The 26,077-nt window shown below is 69.1% G+C and carries 27 protein-coding genes, 1 tRNA gene and 1 pseudogene; 7 read left to right on the forward strand and 22 right to left on the reverse strand.

Annotated elements, in window-relative coordinates:
* Positions 1-7: 7 nt before the first annotated feature.
* Together ACP4E5_RS22275 and ACP4E5_RS22280 are read right to left on the reverse strand one after the other, a co-directional pair.
* Positions 8-1,231, reverse strand: a complete 1,224-nt coding sequence (locus tag ACP4E5_RS22275; protein ID WP_425831350.1) for an alginate lyase family protein — start codon at positions 1,229-1,231, stop codon at positions 8-10.
* Between the two features lie 273 nt (positions 1,232-1,504).
* Positions 1,505-1,990 (reverse strand): DUF5994 family protein, encoded by a 486-nt coding sequence (locus ACP4E5_RS22280; protein WP_425831352.1) that lies wholly within the window; start codon positions 1,988-1,990, stop codon positions 1,505-1,507.
* 313 nt (positions 1,991-2,303) lie between these two features.
* On the opposite strand from ACP4E5_RS22280, the gene ACP4E5_RS22285 reads away from it, so the two are divergent.
* A complete protein-coding gene (locus ACP4E5_RS22285; protein WP_425831354.1) occupies positions 2,304-2,717 on the forward strand; it encodes a DUF5994 family protein in 414 nt (137 codons plus the stop codon).
* Complete coding sequence (locus ACP4E5_RS22290; protein WP_425831356.1) at positions 2,714-3,292, forward strand: hypothetical protein; 579 nt, start codon at positions 2,714-2,716, stop codon at positions 3,290-3,292. The genes ACP4E5_RS22285 and ACP4E5_RS22290 overlap by 4 nt, the downstream gene beginning before the upstream one ends.
* Before the next feature lie 41 nt (positions 3,293-3,333).
* Here the strand turns inward: ACP4E5_RS22290 and ACP4E5_RS22295 are convergent, their stop codons facing one another.
* The 7 genes from ACP4E5_RS22295 to ACP4E5_RS22325 all read right to left on the reverse strand — a co-directional run bounded on the left by ACP4E5_RS22295 (position 3,334) and on the right by ACP4E5_RS22325 (position 9,078).
* A complete protein-coding gene (locus tag ACP4E5_RS22295; protein ID WP_425831358.1) occupies positions 3,334-4,104 on the reverse strand; it encodes an ANTAR domain-containing protein in 771 nt (256 codons plus the stop codon).
* Entirely contained in the window at positions 4,101-4,862 is a 762-nt protein-coding gene (locus ACP4E5_RS22300) for an ANTAR domain-containing protein (protein ID WP_425831360.1), read from the reverse strand. The genes ACP4E5_RS22295 and ACP4E5_RS22300 overlap by 4 nt, the downstream gene beginning before the upstream one ends.
* Before the next feature lie 40 nt (positions 4,863-4,902).
* Complete coding sequence (locus ACP4E5_RS22305) at positions 4,903-5,301, reverse strand: STAS domain-containing protein (protein ID WP_425831362.1); 399 nt, start codon at positions 5,299-5,301, stop codon at positions 4,903-4,905.
* 541 nt (positions 5,302-5,842) lie between these two features.
* A complete protein-coding gene (locus ACP4E5_RS22310; RefSeq protein ID WP_425831364.1) occupies positions 5,843-6,625 on the reverse strand; it encodes a transporter substrate-binding domain-containing protein in 783 nt (260 codons plus the stop codon).
* 53 nt (positions 6,626-6,678) lie between these two features.
* Positions 6,679-6,942, reverse strand: a complete 264-nt coding sequence (locus ACP4E5_RS22315) for a GlsB/YeaQ/YmgE family stress response membrane protein (RefSeq protein ID WP_425831366.1) — start codon at positions 6,940-6,942, stop codon at positions 6,679-6,681.
* Positions 6,943-7,130: 188 nt separating this feature from the next.
* Positions 7,131-8,255, reverse strand: a complete 1,125-nt coding sequence (locus ACP4E5_RS22320) for an acyltransferase family protein (protein ID WP_425831368.1) — start codon at positions 8,253-8,255, stop codon at positions 7,131-7,133.
* Between the two features lie 247 nt (positions 8,256-8,502).
* A complete protein-coding gene (locus ACP4E5_RS22325) occupies positions 8,503-9,078 on the reverse strand; it encodes a TerD family protein (protein WP_425831370.1) in 576 nt (191 codons plus the stop codon).
* Positions 9,079-9,235: 157 nt separating this feature from the next.
* Here ACP4E5_RS22325 and ACP4E5_RS22330 point away from each other — a divergent pair, with 157 nt between their 5' ends.
* Positions 9,236-9,715, forward strand: a complete 480-nt coding sequence (locus ACP4E5_RS22330; RefSeq protein ID WP_425831372.1) for a sec-independent translocase — start codon at positions 9,236-9,238, stop codon at positions 9,713-9,715.
* A 50-nt stretch (positions 9,716-9,765) separates the two neighbouring features.
* Here ACP4E5_RS22330 and tatA read toward each other — a convergent pair whose 3' ends face one another.
* Complete coding sequence (tatA, locus tag ACP4E5_RS22335) at positions 9,766-9,981, reverse strand: Sec-independent protein translocase subunit TatA (protein WP_425831374.1); 216 nt, start codon at positions 9,979-9,981, stop codon at positions 9,766-9,768.
* 149 nt (positions 9,982-10,130) lie between these two features.
* Between tatA and ACP4E5_RS22340 the strand changes: the two genes are divergently transcribed.
* Positions 10,131-11,675: an LCP family protein gene (locus ACP4E5_RS22340; protein ID WP_425831376.1), complete on the forward strand. Its 1,545-nt coding sequence runs from the start codon at positions 10,131-10,133 to the stop codon at positions 11,673-11,675.
* A 67-nt stretch (positions 11,676-11,742) separates the two neighbouring features.
* Here ACP4E5_RS22340 and ACP4E5_RS22345 read toward each other — a convergent pair whose 3' ends face one another.
* Positions 11,743-12,114: an ArsR/SmtB family transcription factor gene (locus ACP4E5_RS22345; protein ID WP_425831378.1), complete on the reverse strand. Its 372-nt coding sequence runs from the start codon at positions 12,112-12,114 to the stop codon at positions 11,743-11,745.
* Positions 12,115-12,228: 114 nt separating this feature from the next.
* Between ACP4E5_RS22345 and ACP4E5_RS22350 the strand changes: the two genes are divergently transcribed.
* Both ACP4E5_RS22350 and ACP4E5_RS22355 read left to right on the forward strand, forming a co-directional pair.
* The gene (locus ACP4E5_RS22350; RefSeq protein ID WP_425831382.1) at positions 12,229-12,798 is read left to right on the forward strand and encodes a TetR/AcrR family transcriptional regulator; all 570 of its coding nucleotides are present in this window, start codon (positions 12,229-12,231) and stop codon (positions 12,796-12,798) included.
* Between the two features lie 113 nt (positions 12,799-12,911).
* Positions 12,912-13,727: an oxidoreductase gene (locus ACP4E5_RS22355; RefSeq protein WP_425831383.1), complete on the forward strand. Its 816-nt coding sequence runs from the start codon at positions 12,912-12,914 to the stop codon at positions 13,725-13,727.
* A 336-nt stretch (positions 13,728-14,063) separates the two neighbouring features.
* Here the strand turns inward: ACP4E5_RS22355 and ACP4E5_RS22360 are convergent, their stop codons facing one another.
* From ACP4E5_RS22360 to ACP4E5_RS22400, 9 genes are all read right to left on the reverse strand, one after another.
* Positions 14,064-14,669, reverse strand: coding sequence for a fumarylacetoacetate hydrolase family protein (locus ACP4E5_RS22360; RefSeq protein ID WP_425831385.1), 606 nt, complete (start codon positions 14,667-14,669; stop codon positions 14,064-14,066).
* Positions 14,666-14,950, reverse strand: a complete 285-nt coding sequence (locus tag ACP4E5_RS22365) for a YciI family protein (protein WP_425831387.1) — start codon at positions 14,948-14,950, stop codon at positions 14,666-14,668. The genes ACP4E5_RS22360 and ACP4E5_RS22365 overlap by 4 nt, the downstream gene beginning before the upstream one ends.
* 49 nt (positions 14,951-14,999) lie before the next feature.
* Positions 15,000-15,761: an SDR family NAD(P)-dependent oxidoreductase gene (locus tag ACP4E5_RS22370; RefSeq protein ID WP_425831389.1), complete on the reverse strand. Its 762-nt coding sequence runs from the start codon at positions 15,759-15,761 to the stop codon at positions 15,000-15,002.
* Positions 15,762-15,792: 31 nt separating this feature from the next.
* Complete coding sequence (locus ACP4E5_RS22375) at positions 15,793-17,004, reverse strand: enolase C-terminal domain-like protein (RefSeq protein ID WP_425831391.1); 1,212 nt, start codon at positions 17,002-17,004, stop codon at positions 15,793-15,795.
* Positions 16,994-17,875, reverse strand: a complete 882-nt coding sequence (locus tag ACP4E5_RS22380; protein ID WP_425831393.1) for an alpha/beta hydrolase — start codon at positions 17,873-17,875, stop codon at positions 16,994-16,996. The genes ACP4E5_RS22375 and ACP4E5_RS22380 overlap by 11 nt, the downstream gene beginning before the upstream one ends.
* On the reverse strand, positions 17,868-19,616 hold the full coding sequence (locus tag ACP4E5_RS22385) for a GH3 family acyl-acid amido synthetase (RefSeq protein ID WP_425831395.1): 1,749 nt from the start codon (positions 19,614-19,616) through the stop codon (positions 17,868-17,870). Before ACP4E5_RS22385 ends, ACP4E5_RS22380 begins: the two co-directional genes overlap by 8 nt.
* 34 nt (positions 19,617-19,650) lie before the next feature.
* Positions 19,651-20,874: an MFS transporter gene (locus ACP4E5_RS22390; protein WP_425831397.1), complete on the reverse strand. Its 1,224-nt coding sequence runs from the start codon at positions 20,872-20,874 to the stop codon at positions 19,651-19,653.
* Positions 20,875-21,095: 221 nt separating this feature from the next.
* The gene (locus ACP4E5_RS22395) at positions 21,096-22,478 is read right to left on the reverse strand and encodes a sensor histidine kinase (RefSeq protein WP_425831399.1); all 1,383 of its coding nucleotides are present in this window, start codon (positions 22,476-22,478) and stop codon (positions 21,096-21,098) included.
* Between the two features lie 6 nt (positions 22,479-22,484).
* Positions 22,485-23,192, reverse strand: a complete 708-nt coding sequence (locus ACP4E5_RS22400) for a response regulator transcription factor (RefSeq protein ID WP_425831401.1) — start codon at positions 23,190-23,192, stop codon at positions 22,485-22,487.
* 492 nt (positions 23,193-23,684) lie between these two features.
* Between ACP4E5_RS22400 and ACP4E5_RS22405 the strand changes: the two are divergent.
* Positions 23,685-24,398: pseudogene (locus ACP4E5_RS22405) on the forward strand (site-specific integrase); the annotation flags it as partial.
* Between the two features lie 34 nt (positions 24,399-24,432).
* Here ACP4E5_RS22405 and ACP4E5_RS22410 read toward each other — a convergent pair.
* Both ACP4E5_RS22410 and ACP4E5_RS22415 read right to left on the reverse strand, forming a co-directional pair.
* Positions 24,433-24,505 (reverse strand) — tRNA-Lys (locus ACP4E5_RS22410).
* Between the two features lie 102 nt (positions 24,506-24,607).
* Positions 24,608-25,990, reverse strand: a complete 1,383-nt coding sequence (locus ACP4E5_RS22415) for a recombinase family protein (protein ID WP_425831403.1) — start codon at positions 25,988-25,990, stop codon at positions 24,608-24,610.
* Positions 25,991-26,077 lie beyond the last annotated feature (87 nt).

Raw genomic sequence — 26,077 nt, forward strand, 5'->3', positions numbered from 1 at the left:
TGACGGCTCACGCGGCGGCGTGTGTGAGCGTCTCCCACGCGACGAACAGGTCGTCCGTCCCCTCCGGCCGCTGCTTGTGGGTGAGCTTCTCCGTCTGCGGGAGGTCCATCTTCAGCCGCCCCTGAAGGTGCTGGAGGCCGACCTCCGTGTCGGGGCCCATGTCCCGCTGCACCTTCCCGCCGCACAGCCAAGACGGGGCCTTGGCGCCCAGCTGGTACTTGGAGTGCAGTTCGAGCGCCGCGGCGAGCCGGTCCTTCACCTCCCCGTACAGGTCGACGCCCTGGTGCCAGGCGGTCTCCGCCATGTGGGAGGTGGCGGCGAGGGAGTAGCTGGCGTGCTTGAAGTTGCGGCAGGTCTCCTGCGCGAGCCCGTCCTTGAAGGTCTTCTGCCCGAACCAGTACGTCCGCAGCTTCTTCGGGGTGTCGATGTCGCTGCCCTTCGGTTTCACCGGCAGCGGCCCGTCGGACGACAGGTAGAAGTACGCGGGGACGCGGGCGCGGAAGTGCCCGACGGCCTGGTCGAAGGCCTTCTGGTCGTTGAGGTGGACGGCCATGCTCATCGCCGCGTCGGCCATCACCAGGTCCCAGTTGCCGTTGAAGTCGGCGGAACCACTCCGCACTTCGGGCAGATAGACCTCGCGCAGCATCCGCTGGAACTTCAGCTCCTGCCCGTCCGGCCAGTCCTTGTACGTGTACTGCATCAGCTCGGCGGCCTTCGCCCAGGACGTGCCGGCCCAGGCGGCCTGGAGTCCCGCGTTGTCCGCGGTGTGCTCGGTGATCTTGTCCGACCAGGCGTTCATGATCTCGACGGCCTTGGCGGCGTGCGCCTTGTCGCGGGTGATGTTCCACAGCAGGGCCTGGGTATAGGCGGCGATGGCGTCCTCGCGCTCCTCGACGCAGCCCTGTCCGGCCTCGGCGTCGAAGGGGCACTCCACGGTCGCGTACGGCTTGGCCTTGTAGTCGAGGTCGGCGTACTTGCTGTCGCTCATCTCCTTGTACGCGGAGATCCACGGCTCCCGTTTACGGGCCACGTGGTCGCGGACGGCGGCCAGTTGGCCCTTGCCGACCAGGACGCCCGGGTGTGCGAACGGGCCGCCGGAGGGCCGGTGTTCGGGGTGCGCTCCCACGCCGGAGTCGGTCCGCGTGGACCCGCCGCACGCCGTCGCGGCCACCACAAGGAAGGGGACGAGGCTCCCCACAAGAACGCATCGCGTCCGTGCGCCCGCTGCCATGCAACACCTCCGGTCGGATCACTGGACTCACTCGTCCAGCAGCCTGACGCCTGCGCGCGGCCTCCGCAGGATCTGTTGCGCCGGTCGGGAGGGAGTGCCTGGTCGCTCCTGCGCGCGGAGGTCGTGGAAGGGCAGCAGGTCACGCAGGACGCTGTAGGACAGAGCGCGGGGATGCTCGCGGTGTCGAGTTCCCCGGCCAGGGCCGACGTCATGAAGTAGCCGGGGGTGGCGGGGGCCCGGTGCCGCGTCAGCCGGCAGCCCTTGCGCGGCCGGTCACGAACCGTCACTCGTCCGTGGTGCGGCGCGGCCTCCCTCGGCCGCCATCAGCGCGGCCCCGGTGAGACGCAGGGCGGGATCGGACGCCGCCGTCATCAGCCGGGCGGCGGCCTCGGCCTCGCTGCCCGGCGGGACGACGAACAGGTCCCAGCGGCCGCGACCGTAGGAGAAGAGCCGGATCGTGTACGGGTCGAGGCCGGACGAGTACCAGGACGCCGTCACCGTGTGGCCCCTGACGGGAAGGGTGCGCGACTCCGTCGGCCAGCTTCCGCGGTGGGACGCGATCCGGGTCACACGGCCGCGCGTGGCGCTGAACGCGTCGGTGAGCGCGGCCAGTTCGCACGCCAGGTCGTCGGTGCGGGGCCACCAGGCGCCGCACACCGGCCCCGCCGGGAAGGTCGGCGGACGCAGGGCGAGCCGGGCGGGCAGCGTGCCGGCCCGCGCCGGATCGGCCGAACTGCGGTGTGCGGTCGGTGCGTTCATGACGCACGCCCTTCTGCGGGCCGCGGCGGAACAGGCCCGGTGTCGTGGTGCGCCGGAAGCGACGTCGAACGGAGTCGGCGTACGGGAAGCACCCGGTGAGCCCAGCGTACGGCCAGACCGTTTCCCGGCGCGCAGGAGTACGGTAAAGGCGGCGGGGCCCTCCGGTACCCGATCACTCCGGCGGACACCACTCTTTCCCTCGCCATTCGCTCGGGAGCAGCCCCCGACCCCGGCCGCGCCCCTCGCCGCATCAGACGGACTCCGTCGAGAAGCGGCGACCACACGCCCACGCAAGCCGGCAGGAGCGCACCACATGACCTCCGCACCGAGCACGCCGATACCCACTCCGCCACTGCTGCGGCTGCGTCTGGCACCCCGTCTCGGCTCGCCCCGCGCCATCGACGGAGCATGGTGGCCGCGCTCGTACGACGTGCTCGCCGAACTCCCCGCTCTGCTCCAGGGGTTGCCCGCTGCGTGGGGGCACATCGGCAGCGTCGTGCTCGACGGCACGGTGTGGCCGCAGGCACCCGGCCGGATGCTCGTCGCCGGTCAAGTCGTCCGGCTGCGCAGGCGGCTGACGGCGACCGCCGCGCACACCGTCGTCCTCGTCGCCCCCGGGCACAGCCGCTGGGACCTCCTCGTCGTCCCTCCGGAGTCCACCGAGGATGCCGCGGAACTGATCATGGCGCGTGCGGCGGGCACGCCCGGCGACCTCCACCGCGCGTGACGGCCCCGCGCGAAGCCGGTGGCACGCCTCTGCGGACAGCCGACACCGGCGCGCCCCCGGCCGACCGGGAGCAGGGCCCCTCGCCGTGGGAAGCCGAGCGGATCCGCCCGCTGACGCGCCATCAGGTCGCCGATAAACTCGATGAGTTGGGCGCCCTGTTCGCGGCCAACTGTGGTGGGGAGACCTGGCAGCGGGAGGGGCTGACGCGCGCCTTCGTCCGGCGTCTGGTGCTCGACATGCGGCGCCCCGGGTTCGCCCTGCTGGTCGCGGAGAACTCCACGATGACGGCGTGCGCGTACGGGTTCCCGCTGCGTACAGGGCTCTTCGAGATCCGGGAGATCATCGTTCCGCGCCGGGTGCGCGACCTGTCCCCGCACCGTGACTGGAATCTGGCCCGGCGCATGCAGCGGCGGCTGCTCGTCGGCCACGGACACGCCACGGGCATCACCCTGGTCGACCGGTCCGACGTCTGGTCCCTTGCCGCGCTGCGGTCGTGGGGGTGGCGGGACGCCCCCGGCAACTCCTACGGCATCCCGATGTGGGCCCCGCGCATGGCCCTGCTCCTCCATCTGTGAGACGCCACCTGTGAGACGCCGGGTGCCGCGGCGCCATCCGGTCAGCGCTCGGACCCCGCGCCCTCGGCGGACGACAGCGGCGGCGGGATGGCCGCGGTGTCGAAGGTGCCGTCGATGATCCGCGACGCGAACTCGGCCAGGCGCAGATGGTTGGCGCGCGCGTACGAGCGGAAAGCGGCGAAGGCGTCGTCCACCGAGGAGTCCCAGCGTTCCGCCAGCACACCCTTGACCTGCTCGATCAGGACACGGCTCGTCAGCGCGCTCTCCACCTGGCTCTTCTCCATGTGCGCCCGCTCCAAGGTGCGCTGCTGGAGGATGGCGATGGTCGAGACGTCGGCGAGGGCCTGGGCGAGCGCGATGTCGCCGTCGCTGAGCGGGCGCGCGACGGTGTGGAAGAGGTTGAGCGCGCCGACGACCCGGTGCCGAAGGCGCAGCGGCAGCGCGTGCGTCATGACGTAGCCGGTGGCGCGGGCGCGCGGCGCGAAATGGGGCCAGGAGGTGTTGGCCTCGGGGCCGGTGAGGTCGATATTGGTACGGGCCCGGGCCGAGCGGTAGCACTCCACGCACGGCCCCTGGTCGTGCTGGAGCGCGAAGAGTTCGAGCAACCGGGACTGCTCGTCGGACGCGGCGATGATCTGGAGCTCGCTGTGCACGTCGGCCAGCATGATCCCGGCCGCCGAGACGTCCAGCAGTTCCACGCAGCGCGCCGCCAGGCGTTGCAGCAGATCGATCACGTCGAAGTCGTCGATGAGGGAGTCCGCCACCTCCACGAAGATCTCCGCGAGGCGTTGTTCGCGGGTCATGCCGATCATCCCTTTCCGGCGTTGGGGGGGTGCGGCCCGTTCATGTCGTCGTCTCCATCGTCGTCGAACCGGAGTCTGCGAGCGACCACGTCGGCCGCCACCTCCCCGAGAGAAAGACCGCTGCTGTAGGCGTGGGCGCGCAGGCGCAGCAGGGCCTGCGCCATGGGCACGCCCAGCTGGACGCTGATCATGCCGGTCGCCTGGTGCACGGCGGCGCGGTGCAGCCCGCCCGTGAAGCCCTCCCCGCCCTGCGGGTCCCGGCCGTCGCCGCCGAGCGCGCTCCCGTTCAGCACCACGCCGGTCAACGCGGCGGACAGCGCGGTGGCATCGGCGTACTGCTGCTCGGAGAGGACGGTGCCGTCGCACAGCACCGTGAGCACTCCGAGGCGGACGGCGCCCGCTCCCAGCGGGAAGCAGTTCACCCCACGGACCCCCAACTCCTGGGCGGACGGCAGCAGGGCGGGCCACCGGTCGGAGCGGGTCCGGCCGAGGTTCGGTTCGATGACCGGCACTCCGGTGCGCACCGCGTCGGGTCCGGGGCCCTCGCCCAGGGTGAACTGGAGGTCCTCGAAGCGTCCGCTCAATTCCGGGAAGCACCAAAGGAGTTCGGACATCCGGCCGTCGCCGACGAGCAGGGACACCGCGACACCGGGAACGCCGAGGGCCAGGGCGCAGGCCTCGGCCGGGTCGCCGCCTTCGCGGGGGATACGTAGCGAGCGCAGCACCCCGGCCATGCCGTCACTGATCACCTGTGCCCGCTCCGTCATGGTCCGCGTGTCCGGGCGCCGTCGCCGCACACCGTTCCGGTCATGCCGGCCCGCCGCCTGTTGGCCCGGGCTGGGAGGGTATCCCCTGGCAGGCGTCCCTGACGGAGGCGTACCAGGGCAGGTGGGGCAGCGTTTCCGCTGCCCGCAGCACCAGTCGGGCGCTCGTCGGGGCGCGTACGAGACGCAGCCAGCCGTGCCGGGCGCGACAGTCCTCCCATGCCTCGCAGAGCGGGTCCAGGCCGCTGGTGTCCATGAACGTCAGCCGGCTCATGTCGACGATCAGGAACAGCCGGCCGGTGCCGCCGCGGGCGCGTACCAGGGACTCCCCGAAGGCGGCGGAGGTGGTCAGATCCACCTCGCCGCGAGGGTGGACGACGCGACACCCGGCGAAGAATTCGGACGGCTCGGATGGAACGGAGAGGTCGGGGTGCGGGTGCACAGGCCCCATCTCCTCTGGTGGTACCGGACGAGTGCGCAGGGCCTCTGTTGCGCGGTACGGAACTGCACGGAGAGGGCCGGGGCCTGGGGCGTCCGCTTTCGCAGCGTACTGCGGCCCTTGGTGGCGCAGTGCGGCGCGGGATCAGGATGTCGGGACCCCGACGGTGTTCGCACGCAGCCCGATCACACCTGACCGTTCGTGCACGCCCCTCGCCGGAATCTGAACGGGACCGCTGCCGACCGGCAGGAGGCTGTCGTTCCTCCGGCCAACTCCGGGGCGACAGCTCTCTGTTCAGGGCCACATCGGTCATCTATGGTTCGGATAGTGGAGCATGCACGGTTTTGTCGCTCCACCTCGTTCTCACTCGTCTCACCTTCGGCAGCCGGTGACCGGCTGCCCGTGCCCCCGATCCCCGGGCGTCGGCGCCCACGCGGCAGCCGAGTTTCTGATCGTCCCCTGCGGGGGCACGCCGGGCCACTCCCGCGGCCACGGCCTCCCCGTACGGGACCTGCAGGCCCTGGGCGAATCGGGGGGATGCGCCTCAGGGCCCGACGGGGTCGCTGTCGTCGCACGACGGGCCGGCAGCGGCCCCGCATCCGCGACCTGCCGTGGGGGCGGCCAGTGTCGGGTCCTGGCCGGAGCGGCGCAGCGCGTCCGAGACGAACCCGGACGCCAGCAGCTCGGTCACGAGTTCGTCGAGGAACCGCGTGGTCCTCGGGCTCCGCTCCCTCGTGGTGCCCATGGCCTGCCGGATCGTCATGAACGCTGGCTCCAGCAGCCGCAGTTCGGCCCGCTGGGACACGTGCGCGGTCAGCGGCTGGCGGATACCGGCCGCTACGTCCAGGTCCTCGGCATGGAAGGTGTCGACCCCCTCGTCGCCGCGCACCACTGTGGCGTGGCGCAGGGTACGGCTCAGGTGAAGGTCGTACGCGGACCCCTTCTTGACCCCGACGCGCACCCCGCCGCGGTCGACGTCGTCGGCAGAGCCGAACGCCGCGTCCACGGGTACCGCGTACACCCCTTCGATGTGTACGTACGGCGTGCTGAACGCGACGTCCTTCTCGCGATCCGGATCCACGGCCAGGAAGCACAGGTCGGCGTGGCCCTCGGCCATCGCGGCGTACGACTTGCGGGCCGCGTCGAAGCAGATGAACCGCACCGGCAGCTCCAGGCGTGCGGCGACCTCGCGGGCGAGTTCGACCGTGACGCCGGAAGGCTCGTCGGGGGTGCCCTGGGCGAGGACCGGGTTGCCGAGGTTGAGCGAGGCGCGCAAGACCCCGGTGGGGGCCAGGTCGCGTGCGATCTCCGCGTCTATGGGTGCCATGGCCCGAGCCTAGGCCGCGACTGTCAGCGGCGGCCCTTGAGGCGACCGGGCTGTCAGCGGTGGCCCTTGAGGCGTTCCACGCCGGCGACGCCGACGGCTGCCAGGCAGATCTGGATGGCCAGTTCGATCCAGTCGATGCCCTTGGTGTCGGCGACGTCGAAGCCCGCGGCGATGGCCGTGCCGACCAGGGCCGCGACGATGCCGACGAGGATCGTCCACAGGAAGCCGATGTGCTGGCGGCCGGGGAGGGCCAGGCGGCCCAGGACACCGATGACGATGCCGATCACGATCGCGGTGAGGATGCCGGAGATCTCCATGCCTGCCTGCCTTTCGTCGGTCCGACGCCCTGATACCCCGACAGGGCTGTCGAGTTACAGGTTCCCCGGCAGGGGGGACACAGTCGCCGTATCTCCGGTCGAAGGAGGCGCGAGGAAGCGCTTCCACGGCGTGTGCCCCACACAGACTGTCGCTGTGTGAGGCACATGAGCAGGTCGGTTCCGCTGGGCTATCGCCCGCGCGCCACCTGGGCCGCGTCCCGCTTGAACGCCCACTCCATCTTCGGCTCCATCACGAACCGGAACATCCGCTGCACCGGTGGCGTGCACAACACCGTGATCACCGTCATGGCGATCAGGGTCACGCCGACCATGCCGAGCGGCTTGTGCACCCAGTCCACGTCGTACCAGTCCCAGAAGCGCGAGCCCTTGGCGAGGAACCCGTGCAGCAGGTAGCCGTACAGCGTGCCCGCGCCGAGCGCCGTGAACCACAGCTTGCGGCCCGGCACCCACGCGAAGAAGCACGCCGTGAGGATCACCGAGCAGCCGAACATGGCCAGCGTCATGACGATGCCGGTCCAGCCGGGCGCGCCCAACTCCTGCGCGCTGTCCCGGTGGTAGAACCAGGCCGCGTTCATCCGCGGAGCCGCCCAGTACGCGAACAGCAGCGCGGCCGCGAAGACCGGCACCGCGACGATCCGCGCCTCCTTGCGGCGCACCAGCTGGAAGTGCTCGGGCTTCAGGCACAGGCCCAGGACGAAGAACGGGAGGAACTGGAGCACGCGCTGCAGGTCCAGGTCGTCGCCGATGGACGGTGAGACGGACGCGAGGGCCGCGACGGCGAGCGCCAGCGGAATCGGCCAGCGGACCACCTTCCAGATCGGCGTGGTCAGTCGCCAGATGAACAGCGCGATCAGGAACCAGGTCAGGTACCAGGGGTCGAGCAGGCTGATCGGATAGGTCGGGTCGTCACCGGCGTACCGCTTGAAGAACGTGTAGACGACCTCGAAGACCACGTACGGCACGGCCACACCCGTGATCAGCCGCTTCAGCCGGCCGGGGCTCGCGTCGAACGAACGCGACATGTAGCCGGAGATGATGATGAACGCCGGCATGTGGAACGTGTAGACCGTGATGTAGAGCGCGGAGGCCGAGCGGCTGATGTCGCGCAGCGGCTCCCAGGAGTGCCCCATGGCGACCAGCACGATCGCCAGGTACTTCGCGTTGTCGTAGAACGCGTCGCGCGCCTTGCCGGGCTTCGCCTGAACGGGCCGCGCCGGAGCGGTGACCGGAGGCTGCTCCATGGGCCGGGCCGGCGGCAGCGGCATCGTCGACGCGTTCGCCGATTCCTTCATTCCACGCCCTCCCGCCGCCTCGTCGTGCTGGAACCCATACGTCGACTTTCTCGTCTTACCGGGTTTACGGACTCGAAGTGGCTGCCGAACATTCCCCGCACGTTAGTAGGTGCACCGTGCATCCGTGAACCCGCACCGATCGCGCGGCCCACGGAGACGGACATCTCACAGATCGAGGCAGACCTCACCCGACCCGGAGCCGCGCGGCATGGGCGGCGGGCCGGGTCGGGCGGAACCAGGAACCAGGTCAGACGTTCACGCCGAAGTCCTGCGCGATACCGGCCAGGCCCGAGGCGTAGCCCTGGCCGACGGCGCGGAACTTCCACTCCGCCCCGTGCCGGTACAGCTCGCCGAAGACCATCGCGGTCTCGGTCGACGCGTCCTCGGACAGGTCGTAGCGGGCGATCTCGGCACCGCCCGCCTGGTTCACGACGCGGATGAACGCGTTGCGGACCTGGCCGAAGCTCTGGCCGCGCGTCTCGGCGTCGTGGATCGACACGGGAAAGACGACCTTGTCGACCTCGGCGGGCACCGCGGCGAGATTCACCTTGATGCTCTCGTCGTCGCCCTCGCCCTCACCGGTGAGATTGTCCCCGGTGTGCTCGACGGAGCCGTCCGGGCTGGTGAGGTTGTTGTAGAAGACGAAGTGCCGGTCAGAGACGACCTTCCCCGAGCCGTCGCACAACAGGGCGGACGCGTCGAGGTCGTAATCCGCACCCGTCGTCGTACGCACGTCCCAGCCCAGGCCCACAAGCACCGCCGTCAGGCCCGGCGCCTCCTTGCTGAGAGACACGTTGCCGCCCTTGGCCAGGGAAACTCCCACTACTACCTCCATCGTTCGAGCCGCCTTGCACGGCGTGCGGTCACCCGGAACAACGCCCGCGGCGCGACAATGGTTCCATTGCTTGCGCAATATCTAAAGCGTTGTGTGGCGGAGCGTCGCACCGTCGCCGTCGCCGTCGCCGGACAAGGAGCGCCGGATGTTCTCGGACGTGGGCCCGATGGAACTGGTCACGATCGCCGTCATCGGAGTGCTGGTGTTCGGGCCGGACAGACTGCCGGAGTTCCTCCAGAACGCGGCCCGTACGGTGCGCAAGATCCGCGAGTTCTCCGAGAGCGCCCAAGACGAGGTCCGCTCCGAACTCGGCCCCGAGTTCCAGGACTTCGACGTCCGGGACCTGCACCCGAAGACGTTCGTCCGCAAACACCTCCTGAACGCGGACACCGAAATCGGCCGTGAACTCGGCGACATCCGGGACGCACTCGATCCCCGGCAGGAACTGGCCGAAGCCGTCGACACGGTGCGGGACGCCGCCACGGCGACCGCGACCGGGGGCAGTGGCGCCGCTCCCGCCGTCGAGCCCGCCATGGAACCCGCCGTCGAGCCCGCCGTCAGCCTGGCCAAGCCGTCGACGGGCCGTGACCGCGCGCCGGTCGCCTTCGACCTCGACGCCACGTGACCATGAGGCCCTGGCCATGTGGTCCTGGTCACCGACCGCCCGGCCCCGGACTAGTCCCCGGCCGGGCGGCTGACGACCTCGGACGCGGCGTCGCCGCTGTCGGCGCGCGCCCCGTCCCCCTTCATGGCCTTGGTCTCGCTCTTGAGGATGCGCAGCGACTTGCCCAGCGAGCGGGCGGTGTCCGGAAGCTTCTTCGAGCCGAAGAGCAGGATGATCACAAGGCCCAGGATCAGCAGATGCCAGGGCTCCAGTGCGTTGCGGAACATGACGTCCACCCCTTGTCGTGGTCGGGCCGCGAGCATGGCGGACGTACCGCACCCTCAGCAGCGCTTGCTACATTGCGCAACCGTACAACCAAAGGGTGGCGTCGTACGTCCCCTCTCGTAGCAGCCACAGCACAGGTGAGGGCACAGCGATGACTCAGACCTCCCCCGCGCCGCCCGGGCGCCGTCGCCGGAGGGCCGAACCCACGCGACCCGGGAGGGGCCGCCGCGCCGCGCGGCGCAGGCGTCGGGGGCGCGGTCGCCTGCGGCCGGCACTCGTCATAGGGCTGTCCTTCCTCGTCCTGGTCACCGCGGGCGCGGGCTGGCTGTTCCTGAAGCTGAACGGGAACATCGACACCTTCGGCGCGGACGGCGTCTCCAAGAACCGCCCGGACGCCGCCGCGTCCAAGGGCGAGAACGTCCTCGTCGTCGGCACCGACGCGCGCACCGGCGGCAACAGCGCCCTGGGCGGTGGCGACAAGGGCGACATCGGTCGCTCCGACACCGCGTTCCTGCTGCACGTCTACGCCGACCACCGGCACGCCGTCGGCGTCTCCATCCCCCGCGACACCCTGGTCACCGTCCCCGCGTGCAAGCTCCCCGACGGCAGTTGGAGCAAGCCGCAGAGCGACGTGATGTTCAACTCGGCCTACTCGATGGGGGAAACCGCGAAGGGCAACCCCGCCTGCACCCAGAACACGGTGGAGAAGCTGACCGGGCTGCGCGTCGACCACACCGTCGTCGTCGACTTCAAAGGCTTCGCGAAACTGACCGACGTCGTGGGCGGCGTGAAGGTCTGTCTGCCGAACGACATCCACCAGAAGGACCTCAGTCCCGGCCGGGCCACGGAGGGCAACCTCCTGTTCAAGAAGGGCGAGCAGACCGTCTCCGGGCAGAAGGCGCTCGACTACGTACGCCTGAGGCACGGGATCGGTGACGGCTCCGACATCGGCCGCATCAAACGCCAACAGGCCTTCGTCACCAGCCTCATCAAGAAGATCAAGTCCGACGGCTTCACGCCCACGAAGCTGCTGCCGCTCGCGGACGCCGCCACGAAGTCGATGACCGTGGACCCCGGCCTCGGCTCGGCGGACAAGCTGCTGAACTTCTCCATGTCGCTGAAGAACATCGACCTGCACAACGTCAAGTTCGTCACCATCCCCTGGAAGTACGAGGGCAGCCGCGTCGCCGTCGTCCACCCGGACGCGGACGCGCTGTGGGCGTCCCTCAAGGACGACCGCACCCTCGACGGCAAGAACGCCGGCGGAAAGCACGCGGGCAAGTCCGCCGCCTCTCCCTCGGCGACCGCCGCGCGTACGGTGTCGGGCCATGGCGCCTCCGTCTCGGTCTACAACGGCACCACCACGCCGGGCCTCGGCGCCGAAGCGGCCAAGAGCCTTGAGGGACACGGATTCACGGTCACCGGCACGGCCAACGCCGCGACCCAGGACCAGAGCGTCACATCGATCGCATACGGGCCCGGCCAGAAGTCCGATGCCAAGGCCCTCGCGGGTCTCTTCCCGGGCGCCGAGCTCACCGCGAGCACCCAGCCGGGCCTCGGCGTCGTCCTCGGTGCCGACTACTCCCCCGGCGCGACCGCGTCCGCGGCCCCGGCCCCGACGTCGGTGCCGTCCAGCGTGGCCGCCAACGCCCGCTCGGCCGACGAGAGCATCTGCTCGAACCTGTCCTACGGGTGAGCGGAGAACCGGTCTCGCCTCCCACGCCCGCGCGGTCCGCAGGGCGCGGGAGGCGAGGCCGCCGTCTTCAGGCCCCGGCACCACGCAGCCGGAGCACGGGCGCCCCGGACTGGTCGGCGCGTTCGGTCAGTTGGCCGATCATGAGCTGGACCACCGTCACGACGTCCGGATCGTCGACGTAGTACACCTGCCGACGCCCCTCGCGGCGTGAGCGGACCAGACCGGCGAGCTTCAGCTTCGTCAGGTGCTGGCTGACCGCGGGCAGCGCGCCGCCCACCCGCCCGGCGAGCCCGCTCACATCGCTCTCGCCCTGCGCGAGCGCCCACACCATGTGCAGCCGCGTCGGCGAGGCCAGCAGAGCGAACGCCTCGGCCGCCTGCGCGAGCACGCCGGCCGACGGCTCATCACGCCGCCCCGCACCGACCACCCCTGCCACCACCGGCTCGCTCCCGTCCCACACACCCACGCTCGACCGCGCCGGCCAAGTCTAGGCGCGCCGGCAGCAGTAAACCGATTGGTTTTCGCAGCGGCCGAATCGGACTAACCTCGCAGTATGACCACCGAAGTGAAGCCAAGCACGCGAGAGCGACTCCTGGAGGCCGCGGCCACGCTCACCTACCGAGAGGGCGTCGGCATCGGCATCGAGGCGCTGTGCAGGGCGGCGGGGGTGTCGAAGCGCTCCATGTACCAGCTGTTCGACAGCAAGGACGAACTCCTGGCGGCGAGCCTGGAGGAGCGCGCCACCGCCTTCGTGGCCGGATTCCTGCCGGCGGCCGACGACGGCCGTTCGCCCCGCGAGCGGATCCTGTACGTCTTCGGGCAGGTGGAATCGCAGGCGAGCGAGCCCGAGTACCGCGGCTGCCCGTACCTGGCCGCGCAGATCGAGCTCAAGGATCAGGGCCACCCCGCGAGCGAGGTGGCCCACCAGGTCAAGGGGAACCTGACGGCGTTCTTCCGCGCCGAGGCCGAACAGGGTGGCGCGAGCGACCCCGACCTCCTCGCCCGCCAGCTCAGCCTGGTCTTCGACGGCGCCAGCGCCCGCGCGGGAATCCGGGCCGACGACCTGACCGGACTCGTCACACCCACGGTGACCACCCTCCTCGACGCGGCCGACATGCGCTGACGATGAACTGACGATGCGCCGACGATGGACTGACGCGAAACCTTGCACGCGGAAACCGATCGGTTTACGGTGGTTGGAGACCGATCAGTTTCCCCTTGAGTCAGGAACCCATGATGGCGACGAACCAGCCGGTGGCACTCGTGACGGGCGCATCGTCCGGCATCGGGAGGGAAACCGCGGCCGCGCTGGTCGCGGCGGGTTTCGACGTGGTCGGCACGAGCCGCGACGCCTCGCGCGTCCCGCCGCTCGACGGCGTGACGTTCCTCGACCTCGACGTGGCCAGTGACGCCTCGGCCGCCGCAGCGGTCCAGCAGACGATCGAGCGGTCCGGGCGGATCGACGTCCTGGTCAACAACGCCGGCATCGGCTCGATCGCCGCGGCCGAGGAAACCTCCGTCGCACAGGCCCAGGACGTCTTCGAGACCAACGTTTTCGGGGTCATGCGCATGGTGAACGCGGCCCTGCCGCACATGCGCGCCGCAGGGCGAGGACGAATCATCAACATCTCGTCCGTACTCGGATTCCTGCCCCAGCCGTACATGGCCGCCTACGCCGCCTCCAAGCACGCGATCGAGGGCTACACCGAGTCCCTCGACCACGAGATACGCGGCCAGGGCATCCGGGCGCTGCTCGTCCAACCCGCCTACAGCAGGACCGGGTTCGAGGCCAACAGCACCAAGCCCGACGCTCCCCTGCCGGTCTACGACAAGCAACGCACCACCGTCGGCCGCGTCATGGCGGAAGCCGTCGGCAACGGCGACGCCCCCGCCCTCGTGGCCAAGGTCGTCGTCACGGCAGCGACCGCCGCGAAGCCCAAGCTGCGCTACACCGCGAGCCCCATGGCCCGCCGCGCGGGAATGCTGCACCGCTTCGCCCCCGCCCGGGTCTTCGACCAACAGCTCCGCAAGCTCAACCAGCTGGCCTCCTGACACCCCGGCAACCCCACACCCGCGGGAAGCAAAACAGCGCCCGGGCCGGAGGGGTGACCCCTCCCCCGCACTCGTAGACCCTGTGGGACTCGAACCCACAACCAATGGATTAAAAGTGTCGGCGATCTTGTGTTTGACGGTCGCGAGGACTGATGCGTTGTCCGGAAACTTCAGGTCAGAGAGCTGGCGCCAGATGACTGGTTTTGCCGCATGACAGGCTGTGGGGCTACGTCCGCTTACGCATCGCTCACGCATGACAGGAGCCTTCCGGTGACTGAACCAACGCAGTCACCTCGAATACGAGGCTCTGTCTCAACGGCCCACAGACAGTGGTAGTCAGACCATGCGGACAGCGTGTGCCAGTGTGCCGATTCCCTCAACCGTGATCCGCACCTCGTCGCCGTCCCGCACCGGGCCCGAACCATCCGGTGTCCCAGTGAGGATCACGTCCCCGGGCTCCAGCGTCATCAGGCGGCTGGCCGCGGCGATCAGCTCGGGCACCGGGCGCACCATCTGTGAAGTGCTGCCCTTCTGCCGAACCGCCCCGTTCACGGTCGTCACGATCGCCAGGTCGTCCGGGTCGAGGTCCTCGACCACGGTCGGGCCCAACGGGCAGAACGTGTCGTAGCTCTTGGCCCGCGACCACTGCCTGGTGCCCTGGCCCAGGTCCCAGGCGGTGATGTCGTCCGCGCATGTGTAGCCGCGCACGACGTCCCGATACCGGGTGGTGGGTACGTTCTTGCACCGCTCGCCGATGACGACGGCGAGCTCCCCCTCGAAGCGGACCTCGCCGAGGTCGGCGGGCACCTCCACTGTTCCGCCCGAACCGATCACCGAGGTGGCGGGCTTGAGGAAGATGATGGGTCCAGCGGGATCGGGGGCCGAGTCGCCCGTGCGGTCCGCGTAGTTGCGGCCGATGACGACCACCTTGCCCGGCTTCACGACTGGGCCAGCGGGCCGAAGTTGATCTGCCACTCACGGATGCTGCTGTGCTTGACGTACCCGGCCGTGATGTACGGGTCGTCGCGGAAGAGCGCGGCGAGCGCGGCCCGGTCCTCGACCCGGTAGATCAGCAGACCCGAGTTGTCCTGCGGCAGCGGGCCGCCGGCGAGGAGTACGCCCTGTTCGGCGAGCTCCTTGAGATGGGCCTTGTGCTGCCCGTTGACCGCCTGACGGCCGTCCCGGTCCACTGCGTACGACCACTCGACTGCGAAAACCTGCATGGCTGATGACTCCTGGTAGATGTGGGGGTTGTGGGGTGGTGGTCGTGGCTCAGATCCAGATGCCGCCGTTGATGTCGATCACCGCTCCCGTGCTGTAGCCGGAGTCCTCGGACGTCAGGTGCAGGACGCTGCCCACAGCTTCGGCGACCGTGCCCATGCGGCGCATCGGGATCTTCGACAAGACGGCTTCCTTCTGCTCCTCGGGACGGCGCTCCCAGGCACCGGCCACACGGTCGGTGGCGATCGGGCCGTGGGCGACGGTGTTCACGGTGATGCCGTGCGGGGCGAGTTCGTATGCCGTCTGCTTGGTGAAGCCGATGACGCCGGCCTTGGCTGCGACGTACGCGGCGTTGTTGAAGTGGCTGTAGGTCCGGCCCCCGGCCGAGGTGAAGTTGACGATGCGGCCGTACCCGGCCTCCTTCATCGCCGGCACGCAGAGGCGAACGGCGGTGAGCACCGGAACCAGGTTCTCGGCCACCGAGGCGCGCAGGAAGTCCTCGTCGAGCTCAGTGACCGGCAGGACGCGGGTGTCGCCGCCGGTGCCATTGACCAGGATGGTCGGCGCCCACTCGCCGGTGAGCTCGGCGAGCTGTCGCTCGGTGTCCGGCACGTCCATGATGTCGCCGACGATGACACGAACATCCGTGAACTCGGCCAGCTCCTCGGCCAGTTCCTTGACGCGCACGTCGTCGCGGTCGAACAGGACGAGGCGTTCGCGGCGCTCGGCCAGCTTGCGGGACAAGGCGGCACAGATGCCCCCTGCGGCACCGATGATCAGGGCGGTGCGGCGGGTGGTGGTCGTGTCGGTCACGGTGATCACTTCTCTTTCTGGGGTGCGTAGTTCAGGACTGGACAGTGGTCGCTGCCGAGCGGCAACAGGAGAGGAGTTCCGGGGAGGGCACGAGGCCGAGGCCGGGCCCGTCCAGCGGTGGAGCGAGGTGGTGGCTGCGGTCGATCCGGTACGGCGGATCGGTGAGTGGGGTGGGAAACCACTCGTCCTGCCGCCCCGCCTCGATGGCGAGCGGGTCGCGGAGGTGGGCGGCGAGCAGTCGCCCGGCGGCCCACAGCGGGCCCACCTCGGCGACTTGAACGCCCAGTTGGAGACCAATGCCCAGTTCGTCGGCACGTCGTGCCAGTTGCAGGGCGGGGAGGATGCCGCCGCACTTGGAGATCCGGATGTTCACCGCATCGGCCGCCTGCAGCGTTGACGCCGTCTCCAGGTCGGCTACGTCCACGGCCGATTCGTCGAGCATGATGCGGGCGCCGGTGCGCGCGCGGATGCGCCGCAGCACTGCCCAGGAGCGGGCGACTGTCGGCTCTTCGATCCAGGCGACGACCGGAGCGAGCAGTTCGGCCGCGACCAGTGCATCGTCCGCATCCCAACCGCAGTTGGCATCCACGGACAAGGTCGCTTCAGATGGCAGCGCCTCACTCAGGAGCTCGGCAGCCTTGGCTGTCTCGTACGGGTCGGCCGAGGCTTTCAGTTTGACGTGCTGCAGGCGGCCTACGGCGTCCTCACCGAGGTCCGCCAGAAGCCCGGCAGGATCACGGCTGAGATCCACCACCAAGGCGGCGGGCCGCACAAGAGGGCGGGCCAGCAGGGTGCCAGGCGGGGCGGCTGCGACCAGCGCGTCCCGCAGCGGGCGGTCGTGCAGTCGGCACCAGGCATCCAGGGCCGCCGTCTCCAGGGCAGCGGCTGCCGCTGGTGCCCGTACGGCGCCACCGAGCAGGCGGGGAAAGTCGAGCCGTGCGAGCCGTGTCACCCCGTCCTCGAAGGTGGCGGCCTGAGCGAGCTCCTCCAGGACGAGTGCAGGGTTCTCGCTGCTGAGGGCGGAGAGTACCCCGGCGCTGGTTTCGCCGGTGACGTAGGGGCGGGGCGCGCCCTCGCCCCATCCCGTGAAGCCGTCGATCTCGCAGCGCACCAGCACGGAGTCGGCCATGTCGCGGCGGTGCGAGGCGTGCGCGAAGGGACGCTGCATGGGCACCTGGGCGGAGAACGCCTCGACCGACGTGGTGCGCTGCCTGACGGCGGCCACGCGCTGGTCAGCCGACATGGTCGACCCCGCTGAGCAGAACGAACGCAGACGTCCAGTCGATCAGCCGGTCCCGTGCCTCGGTGAACAGCAGGTAGTGCCGGTCCGTGGGCAGCATCGTCAGCTCGCCCTTGCCATAGGTGAGCTGAATGAACGCCTTCTGGGCGTCGTCGAGGTCGACGATGGGGTCGTCATGGCCCGAGAGGAAGGCGCTCGCCGCCTGCGGCAGCGGGGGCCTCGCGGGATCCAGGTAGCGCCGCTCCAGATCGAGCAGGACTGCCCGCGAACGCCGCGTGAGGCGGCGAACGGCGAGCGGATCCTCGTCGATGAACCGCTGGAGGCGGACATCGGCGGTGAATTCGGACGAGGCCAGACCCGCGTCCCAGAGCTCGTCACTTGCGTCGGCGGCGAGCGCGCGGCGCTGCTCCTCGCTCAGGGTGGCGTGCAGCTTGCCGAGCCAGGCAGAGCAGAAGACGGCCGCGTCGTACGGGACGGTGAACTCGGGGTGATGCATCAGGGCGGCGAGGAAGGAGCCGCCCAGGCAGTGCCCGAACAGGCCGAGCGGGATGTCGTCCCCCTCCGCACGACGGACCTCGGCGACCCCGGAAGTGTAGTCCGCCAACAGCGTTTCGGCGTCGGCGAGTTCTTCGCGGGCTCCCTCGCTCAGGCCGCTGCCGCGCCGGTCCAGAACGTAGAACGCAACGTCGTTCTCAGCGAACCGAGGGCCGGTCTCCCACAGCCATCCGGCATGGCTCTGCAGCCCGTGGAAGTAGAAGACGGCGGCCTTGGGGTGCTCGGGGCGCCAGACGTGGAGGGCGAGGCGGGTGCCGTCTCGGTCGACGTGGCGGATCTCGCGGCGCACGTCGCGCGGCGCACGCTTGAGGTCAAACACGGACGTCCCCTTCAGAGCCGGTGAACGCCGTGATGAACTCGGCGTCTGTGTGGAACGGCTTGTACTTGTACTGAGCCGCGTTGCCCTGCTGCCGCCGGCTCTCGACGTATGCGCCGACCGCGTCGCGTGGCACGAGATGGATCTGGATCGGGTCAAGTCGGCGGCTGTCCCGCTTGGACCCGTACTCGATATTGATCTCACGCAGCACGTCGTCCACGCGGGCCGAGATCTCGGCGGCGCGGTGAGTGTCCTCGTCGCGGGTCTCCACGACGGCGACGTAGTGCGGAGGCTCGGCCCACTGCGGGCCGCAGAGGTACAGGCCCATGTCCAGGCCGAGGTCGGCGAAGCCGCGGCGCAGCGCGTCGGTGACCTGGCCTTCGGTCAGCTTTTCGCCGGTGAAGGAGTGGAACGAACCGTCGCGGCGTACGAAGCTGACCCACGGGACGCCGTCCACGACGCGGTGGACGCGGTAGAGGTCGCCGGTCCACAACCGGTACAGGCCGTTGCCCTGCGACATGATCAGGTGGTAGTCGGCGCCCGGCTCCACTTCGTCGAAGAGCAGGGTGCGTACGGGCTCGCTGGCCGCGATCCGCTCGGCCAGCGGTACGTCGGCGGGTACGAACTCGAAGAACGCCTGGCTGACGGCGAGCGGCTGGGCGTCGGCCGACCCGTCCACCGGGAGCGTGGTGACGCCCTCCGTGCCGCAGCTCATGAACGGCAGCCGCGCGACGCCGGGAAGGATCTTGTCCAGTTTGCGCTGGTAGAGCCCGGCCGACGCGGACAGCCAGCAACTGTAGAGCCGCAGCGTCGGCCAGATGTCGGTGAGGGCGAAGTGCGGCTCCTTCAGAATCAGTTGCAACCGATCGGCGCCTTCGATGTCGGGCTCGCCCCATGGCAAGCCGTCGAGGGTGCCGGCGCGTACGTCGTCGACGAGCCGGTCGCCGAACTCGGAGATCAGGTCCCGCAGCGAGATCAGGGTGCTCGGGTTGATCGCGGTGATCACCTGAAGCGGCCGTCCGAGCAGGTGCCGGACGCGGTGGTACATCCGGCCCTCGTGGCTGGTCGGGGTGTCCGGGCCCATCCACGGGGCCTCGTACCACGGCGGATTCCAGTCCAGGCCGCCGAGGCGCGGGTGGCGGTTGCTCACCGCCTGGTACGCGACGCCCTCGATGAAGTCGGCGGCCCCCTCCCGAACGGTCTGGGTGTCCAGGGTGGCGTAGGGACCGTCGAGGATCTCGGGGTGCAGGGCGAGGTACGTGCCCCACATGGCCTGCATGGCAGGTATGCGGTAGGAAGTCAGCCAGTGCCGGGTGTAGGGAACCCGCTTCGAGTTGCCGGTGGTGCCGCTGGTCTTGAGCCAGCGCAGCACCGGGCTGCAGCTCAGGACGCCGCCTTTGGCGAGGGTCTCCCGCTCGACGAGCGGCGCGAAGTCGTCGTACCGCATGATCGGGAGCAGGCGGCGGAAAGCCTCGGCGCGGGCCGTACCCGGTGCGGTGTCCGCGACAGCGTCGTAGCCGCTCTCGCGCCAGTGCACCGAGTCGGCGCCGAGGGTAACGATGTCTTCGAGCACCCGCGCCTGTGCGGTGTCCGGGTCGGCCAGGTCGGCCAGCAGGTCCGCGCGCGCTGCCTCGCATTCAGCGGCGAAGGCGTCGCGGCGGACGTTCCAGTAGGTGGTCCAGCGGGTCTCGCCGGAGGAGGTGCGGGCTCGATCGGGTGCCCGCGTCGTGCCGATGGTGGGCATGACTGCCTTTCGTGGAGCGGGTGTTGAAGGCGGGTCAGTGCTGCTTCTTGGCGGGGTCGACCAGCCAGAGCAGGCAGGCGAGAGCGCCGATGGCGGCGCCGAGCCAGGACACACCGGCCCAGCCCGCGGCGGAGTAGACGAATGAGGCGAGCGCGGAGCCGATCACGCCGCCACCGAAGTAGCAGGTCATGTAGGCGGCGGTGAGCCGGGAGCGCGCTTCGGGGCGCAGCGTGTAGATCTGGCTCTGGTTGGTGATGTGCATCGCCTGGCAGGCCAGGTCGAAGCCGATGATGCCGATGATCAGGGCGATCACCGAGTGTCGGCCGAAGCCCATCGGGATCCACATGAGGGTCAGCAGCACCGCACACAGGCCGGTCACCAGGCGTGCGCGACCTCGGTCGGCGGCTCGTCCCGCCACGGAGGCGGCGGCCGCACCGGCCACTCCTGCCAGTCCGAACAGCCCGATGGTGGCGGTCGAGTAGTGGTACGGAGGCGCGGCCAGCATCAAGCCGATGGGCGTCCACAGCACGCTGAAGCCGGCAAAGGTGAGCGAGCCGTACGCAGCACGCACGCGCAGGACCCGCTCCTCCTTGAAGATGGTGAACACCGAACGCAGCAGCGCACCGTATCCGAGCTCGGAGGCCGGGGGTGTCAGCGGCAGCCGGGACCGCAGGGCCGCAGCCAGGAGGAGCATGAGGACGGCGGCGGTCCAGAAGACGGTGCGCCAGCCGCCGAGTTCGGCGAGGTAGCCAGCGAAGGTGCGCGCGAGCAGGATGCCCAGCAGGAGGCCGCTCATCACGGTGCCGACGGTCTTGCCTCGCGTCTCAGGGGTCGCGAGGCCGGCCGCGAAGGCGACGAGCATCTGGGCGGTCGTCGAGAAGAGACCCACGATCGCGCTGGCCACGTACAGCACCGATGCGTTCGGCGCCGCACCGGTCAGGGCGAGCGCGGCGGCACTCACCAGACACATGGTCGTGACCAGGCGGCGTCGCTCCAGCAGGTCCCCCAAGGGGACCAGGAGCAGCAGGCTTGCCGCGTAGCCGACCTGGGTGACCGTAACGACGAGCCCAGCCCCAGAGGTGCCGAGGTTGAAAGCGTCTCGGATGTCCTGCAGGAGCGGTTGGGCGTAGTAGAGGGCCGCCACGGACAGGCCGGTGGCGACGGACAGAAGGAGAGTCGTGGCGCGGTCGAGGCCGACCGGCTGGCCACCTTGCGACGCCCCTGGCACACCTGTGGTGGGCGCACTTGTTGAGCTCATGACATAGCTTTCTTCGTCGATCACAGTGAGCTGAAGACGCACGGGCGCACACGGATCGCGAGGCGACGGAATACGTCAGACAGTTGCGACCGCCCTCTGGGGCAGTTCCCTCGCGGGGCGCCCGCAACGTCTTACAGAACGTATCGGCGCGTCGACAGGGCGCAGTCAAGAAAGTGCGAGGTCCGCGACAGCGTTGTGCAAGCCTTTCGGCAAGATCGTGTTCAGTGGTCGCGTGACACAGGGAGCGCCAACCGGATACGGGCGTCCAGGCCGCGTCCACCCTCGGCCGGGAGAAGGTCGAGATGCCCACCCGACGAACTCACCAGCATCGTGGCGATCGACAGGCCAAGTCCACTGCCGGCGCACTTCGACTGCGGCAGCCGCCAGTTCCGGCCTTGTGCCCGCTCGCGATCGGAGTCCGTCATCCCCGGCCCCTGATCCTGGACATGGACATCGACGAAGGTGTCGCCTGATTCGACCGCGACGGTGATCGTGCTGTGGGCCGGGCTGAACTTGATTGCGTTGTCGAGGAGTACGTCGAGCCCTTGCTCCAGAGCTCCGGGACGAGCCAGCGCACTCAGACCGCCGGCCTGCACGCGATGAATTCGGATGCGTCGCTCCCAGGCCACCACGGACCAGCTAGAGACACGGTCCGCCACGATCGCGGTGAGATCGACCTCGGTGATCCGCTGTTCCTCGTTGACCACCTGCGAGATGTCGAGGATTTCGGACAGTGTCTCCCGAAGCCGGGCGATGTCACGCAGCACCTTCTGATAGCTCGCGTGCCCGGCATCGGCGACGTGGGGCTCCAGGTTCTCGACGCGCAGGCTGAGCGCCACCAGAGGGTTACGGAGCTGGTGGGAGGCATCAGCGAGGAAGAAACGCTGCCGCTCGACGAGGGCTTGGACTGTGCCCGCGAGGTGGTTCACATGCGCGTTCAGCGTGCGCAATTCCGGTGGACCGGAGTGAACGGAGATGCGCTCCACGTCGTGCCCCCGAGCCAGGGCACGCACCGCTGCCTCGGTGTGCTCGACCGGACGCAGCACCCACACCGACAGAAGCCACACCATCACGGTGGTGCATGCGATCGCTGCCAACCCGGCTCCCCCGAGGACGGTCCAGCGCCGCTCGACGGTGCTCCGCAATTGTCGGGTGGGGGCTCCGATCAGGAAGGCGTAATGGCGTCCGTCCGCCAGTTTCCACTGCTGGGCAACGACCAGAGGACGGGCGGCATCGGGCAGCAGATCCCCGCGTTCGATCACGTTCTCACCGTGGAAGGCGCGGCGTACGGCCGATGCGTTCGACCGGTACAGATCTGCGGACCGCGGACCACCCATGGCAACCGGACGTCCCGCGTCGTCGATGACCACCGCGGTCGCCGCGTGCTCAGCAGTGAAGGCGTGGACCACCTCCGGCAGACGAGCGGAAAGGGCACCGGCCGGGAGCCTGAGGATCGGTGCGATCAGGTAGGCACGGTCGAGCTGCCCGGCATTCTCCAGGTCGGACCAGGCGCTCTGATCGATGAAATAGGCGAGAGGCAAGCCGAGCAGCGTGACGATGAGCGTGACGAGACTCAGGTTGGCGATCAGGTATCTCCAACGCACAGGCGCTCACCTGACCGTCATCCGGAATCCGACACCTCGCACAGTCTCGATGCAGGGCATCTCACCAAGCTTGCGTCGCAGGGCATTGATGTGAACATCCAGAGTCCTGGAAGAACCCAGCCAATCGGCGCCCCACACCTCACGCAGCAAGCGCTGCCGCTCGAACACCGCACCGACGTCAGCCGCAAATGCCATCAATAGATCGAACTCTGTACGCGTCAGCGGCACTTCCTGGCTCCCCGCGAGAACGCGGCGCTGCCGCGGATCGATCGTGAGGTTACCGACCCGCAGCACGTCCGGTTCGGACTCCTCCGAGGAGGCGGACGGCGGTAGCGACAGGTCCACACGTCGCATGAGTGCCTCGATACGTGCGGACAACTCCCAGAACCCATAGGGCTTTCCGACGAAATCATCGGCCCCCGACTTCAGGGCGAGTACGCGATCCATCTCGTCAACCCGTGCACTCACCACGATGATCGGAACCGTTGAGGTGTGCCGGATACGCCGACATACCTCAAGACCGTCCAGGTCCGGCAGGGTCAGATCGAGAAGGACGAGCTCGGCGTCACCGTGAGACGCAAGCGCGGAGTGACCATCCTCCGCCAGCGTCACCTCGTGGCCGTGCCGCCGCAGAGCTGTGGACAGCTCTTCTGCAACATCCGAATCATCTTCAGTCAGCAGTATGTGCACGGTGACCAGGCCCAACCTCAACATGTGTCCACATAATGGAACCCGACGTCCATAATGTGATCGCAGGCTAGCACGGGCCCAAAGCGGGCGTCCGTGGGCTTGATCACCACGACTGCCTGCGCGGGCTCATGCCAATGCCTGTCACCGCGAAGTGCCCGGGGTTTCGTGATGGGTCGTCGCAGAGGTTGATCCGTGGGGCTACGCCCTCTCACGCAAAACGGATCGCTGACCAGCGCCAGAGAGACCGAGCGGGACCGGAACCGCCCCCCTTCGATGCCGAGTCCGCGAGTTGCCTCCTGCAGCGCGACGGGGACTGTTTGCCTTCAAATCCGCCCGTGGGCATGATCCACTTGGTGGATCATGCCCACGGGTACTGACTCAGCTGTTGCGGAACAGGTTGTGCCCTCGCACCTCTTCATCAGCCAGGAATGTACGGGTGCAGCATCCGCGCGGACGAAGTGTCCGCAGGACCAGCGCTTCCCGTGCGAACCGTGCGAGCTTGAGGCGAGGTGTCTCCTCGATGCGGCCGAGAACGACCGGCTCTACCCGGCCTTCCACCTCATGGGTACCCGCGGCCTCCGTCGCGGCGAAACAGTCGGCCAGGACTGGCACGAGGTGGACCTCGACGGCGCGCAGATCACGCCCGCGAAGGAGATCGTGGTCGACGGCTGGGACACGTACGAATCGGATCCCAAGACGGGCGGCAGCGCAGACACCATCGCGCTCGCCGGCGTGAACGTCCTCGTGCTGCGCGAGCACAAGGTCCGCCAGGACAAGGAACGCAAGCAGTGGGGCTCAGCCTGGCGGAACACCGGCAAGGTCTTCACCCGGGAGGACGGCTCCTGGCTGCACCCCGAGACGCTCTCCGCGACCTTCCGCCGCATCCTCGCCACCACCGACCTGCCACCCATCACCCTCCGGGACCTGCGACACGTGGCCGCGACGCTCACGCACGGCGGTGGCGGCGACATCCACACGGTGAAGGCGACCCTGCGGCACTCCACCATCGCGCTGACCTCGGACACGTACACGAGCCTGCTGCCGGAACTCGACCGAGAGATCGCGGAGAAGGCGGCAGGCCTGATCCCCCGCGCCCGCGTGCCGAAGCCTGCCGCTCCGGAGCCGTCCGTCCGGCGTCCTGCCGCCCCATCCGCTCACGCATCGCTCACGCAATGGCTCGCAAACGAAGAAGCGCCCGAGCCGACCGAAGCCGACCCGGACGCTGCGTAGCAGGTCAGAAGGGGTAACCCCTCCCCCACATTCGTAGACCCTGTGGGACTCGAACCCACAACCAATGGATTAAAAGTCCACTGCTCTGCCAATTGAGCTAAGGGTCCACGCGCCGACCTGAGCCGACGCACCACTGAGCATAGCCTCCCCCGTCCGCCCAGCCGATCGAGTATGGGTGTCTGCGGAACGGACCTCCCGGAAAGTCGGGCTCATCGCCAGATGATCTCGACGGCAGCAGGGTCAAACCTCTTGCCCCGCCCCACCTTGTGGACCAACACGGCGCGGATCGCGCGGGTCAGCCGCTCACGTCGCATGTCCACGGTGTACGTGTCCCATTCGGCCAGCACCTCACCGGTCTCGGCCCGAATGCGCATGGCTTCAGCCGATCTTTTGCGCTGCTGATAGGCAAGCACCCCCACGGCCGCCGAGCGATCGACGTCAGCTTCCTCGTGGGGTTCCTCGCCACGTCGCCTCGCCACGTCGAAGTAAGCCTGCTGTACCAACTCGTCGAGGGGCGGCCCCACACGCTTCAGACCGCCGCACCCACCTTCGCGTACGACGCACTGGTACCGGAAGATCTCCTGACCGTGCCGCAACGCGGCGTAGTCGACCTTGCCGTACATCCGGCTGCCGCACGTACCGCATCGTGCGATGCCCGAGAGCAAGTAGGTGGCGTGTTGGCGCGAGTGACCACCAGGCGTCGTGCGGGCCGCCTTCGCTCTGTCCCGGCGTTCCGCCAGAACATCGACAGCTGTACGCCACTCCTCCGGGGTGACGATGGGGTCCCACTCGCCGACCACCGGTTCACCGTCCACCGTCAGCACGTGGTCGGGCAGCCAGAGGACCGAGGCGGCCTTACGGTCGGCGGTTGAAATGTAAACGCGGTAACCGCACACCCGCGGGTTGAGCAGCCTATTGCGGACAACTCCGTCGCGTAGCGGTCCCCTGCCTTCGGCCGTTGGCTTCACCCCGGCCTCGGTCCACTCCTTGCGAACCGCCGCGATCGTCTTGCCCTCAGGGATATCGAGGATCGCTCGGCGTAGCAGACCTGACTCGAAAGCCTCGAGCGACCTGTTGTCCCGCTGCCAACCGAAGGGGCGCTTACCGTTGTGGGCGCGCCCTTGGAGCGCGAGCTCGCGGTGCACACCGTTCAGTCTGCGGCGGACAGCATTCACCTCCATGCCACCCAGCACGGCCTGAACGGTGAGCAGGGCTCTGCCCGCCTCCGTGCTCAGGTCGGTGCCGCCCTCGCAGTCCCTGCCGACCAGCCTCGGATCCGACCGGAACAGTCCGGTGAGGCGGGCCGCGTCCGCCTCCATGCGGACCAGCCGGTCGGCGTGCAGAAACACCACACCCTGAACGAATCCTGACTGGAGATCCAGCAGCAGTTCCTCGAAGGCAGGACGCCGGACATCCGGATGGGCGGCGGTGATGTCGTTGTCCTCGTACGTCCTGACCACGGTCCACCCGAGCCTCTCCGCAAATGCACGGCACCGGTGATCCTGCCGTCTCACGCCTGCTCGGGTGTGTTCACCCTCGGCGTCCCGCCCGTCGTCGGACACCCGGACATACGTACCCACCGCGATCCCCATGACCTTCCCCCTCTTCAACCTGGCCGTATGGAACACGTTGAAGAACGCATGAACCCCGCCCAGGTCACGCTGCCGGGCAAGCCCGGA

This window comes from Streptomyces fractus (assembly GCF_049844455.1).
Classification (GTDB): Bacteria; Actinomycetota; Actinomycetes; order Streptomycetales; family Streptomycetaceae; genus Streptomyces; species Streptomyces fractus.

Bases quoted from the DNA above. Each gene is read 5' to 3' on its own strand.
- ACP4E5_RS22275 (WP_425831350.1), bottom strand. From the start codon at position 1,231: ATGGCAGCGGGCGCACGGACGCGATGCGTTCTTGTGGGGAGCCTCGTC.
- ACP4E5_RS22280 (WP_425831352.1), bottom strand. From the start codon at position 1,990: ATGAACGCACCGACCGCACACCGCAGTTCGGCCGATCCGGCGCGGGCC.
- ACP4E5_RS22285 (WP_425831354.1), top strand. From the start codon at position 2,304: ATGACCTCCGCACCGAGCACGCCGATACCCACTCCGCCACTGCTGCGG.
- ACP4E5_RS22295 (WP_425831358.1), bottom strand. From the start codon at position 4,104: ATGATCGGCATGACCCGCGAACAACGCCTCGCGGAGATCTTCGTGGAG.
- ACP4E5_RS22300 (WP_425831360.1), bottom strand. From the start codon at position 4,862: ATGACGGAGCGGGCACAGGTGATCAGTGACGGCATGGCCGGGGTGCTG.
- ACP4E5_RS22310 (WP_425831364.1), bottom strand. From the start codon at position 6,625: ATGGCACCCATAGACGCGGAGATCGCACGCGACCTGGCCCCCACCGGG.
- ACP4E5_RS22315 (WP_425831366.1), bottom strand. From the start codon at position 6,942: ATGGAGATCTCCGGCATCCTCACCGCGATCGTGATCGGCATCGTCATC.
- ACP4E5_RS22320 (WP_425831368.1), bottom strand. From the start codon at position 8,255: ATGAAGGAATCGGCGAACGCGTCGACGATGCCGCTGCCGCCGGCCCGG.
- ACP4E5_RS22330 (WP_425831372.1), top strand. From the start codon at position 9,236: ATGTTCTCGGACGTGGGCCCGATGGAACTGGTCACGATCGCCGTCATC.
- tatA (WP_425831374.1), bottom strand. From the start codon at position 9,981: ATGTTCCGCAACGCACTGGAGCCCTGGCATCTGCTGATCCTGGGCCTT.
- ACP4E5_RS22340 (WP_425831376.1), top strand. From the start codon at position 10,131: ATGACTCAGACCTCCCCCGCGCCGCCCGGGCGCCGTCGCCGGAGGGCC.
- ACP4E5_RS22350 (WP_425831382.1), top strand. From the start codon at position 12,229: ATGACCACCGAAGTGAAGCCAAGCACGCGAGAGCGACTCCTGGAGGCC.
- ACP4E5_RS22355 (WP_425831383.1), top strand. From the start codon at position 12,912: ATGGCGACGAACCAGCCGGTGGCACTCGTGACGGGCGCATCGTCCGGC.
- ACP4E5_RS22365 (WP_425831387.1), bottom strand. From the start codon at position 14,950: ATGCAGGTTTTCGCAGTCGAGTGGTCGTACGCAGTGGACCGGGACGGC.
- ACP4E5_RS22375 (WP_425831391.1), bottom strand. From the start codon at position 17,004: ATGTCGGCTGACCAGCGCGTGGCCGCCGTCAGGCAGCGCACCACGTCG.
- ACP4E5_RS22385 (WP_425831395.1), bottom strand. From the start codon at position 19,616: ATGCCCACCATCGGCACGACGCGGGCACCCGATCGAGCCCGCACCTCC.
- ACP4E5_RS22390 (WP_425831397.1), bottom strand. From the start codon at position 20,874: ATGAGCTCAACAAGTGCGCCCACCACAGGTGTGCCAGGGGCGTCGCAA.
- ACP4E5_RS22400 (WP_425831401.1), bottom strand. From the start codon at position 23,192: ATGTTGAGGTTGGGCCTGGTCACCGTGCACATACTGCTGACTGAAGAT.
- ACP4E5_RS22415 (WP_425831403.1), bottom strand. From the start codon at position 25,990: ATGGGGATCGCGGTGGGTACGTATGTCCGGGTGTCCGACGACGGGCGG.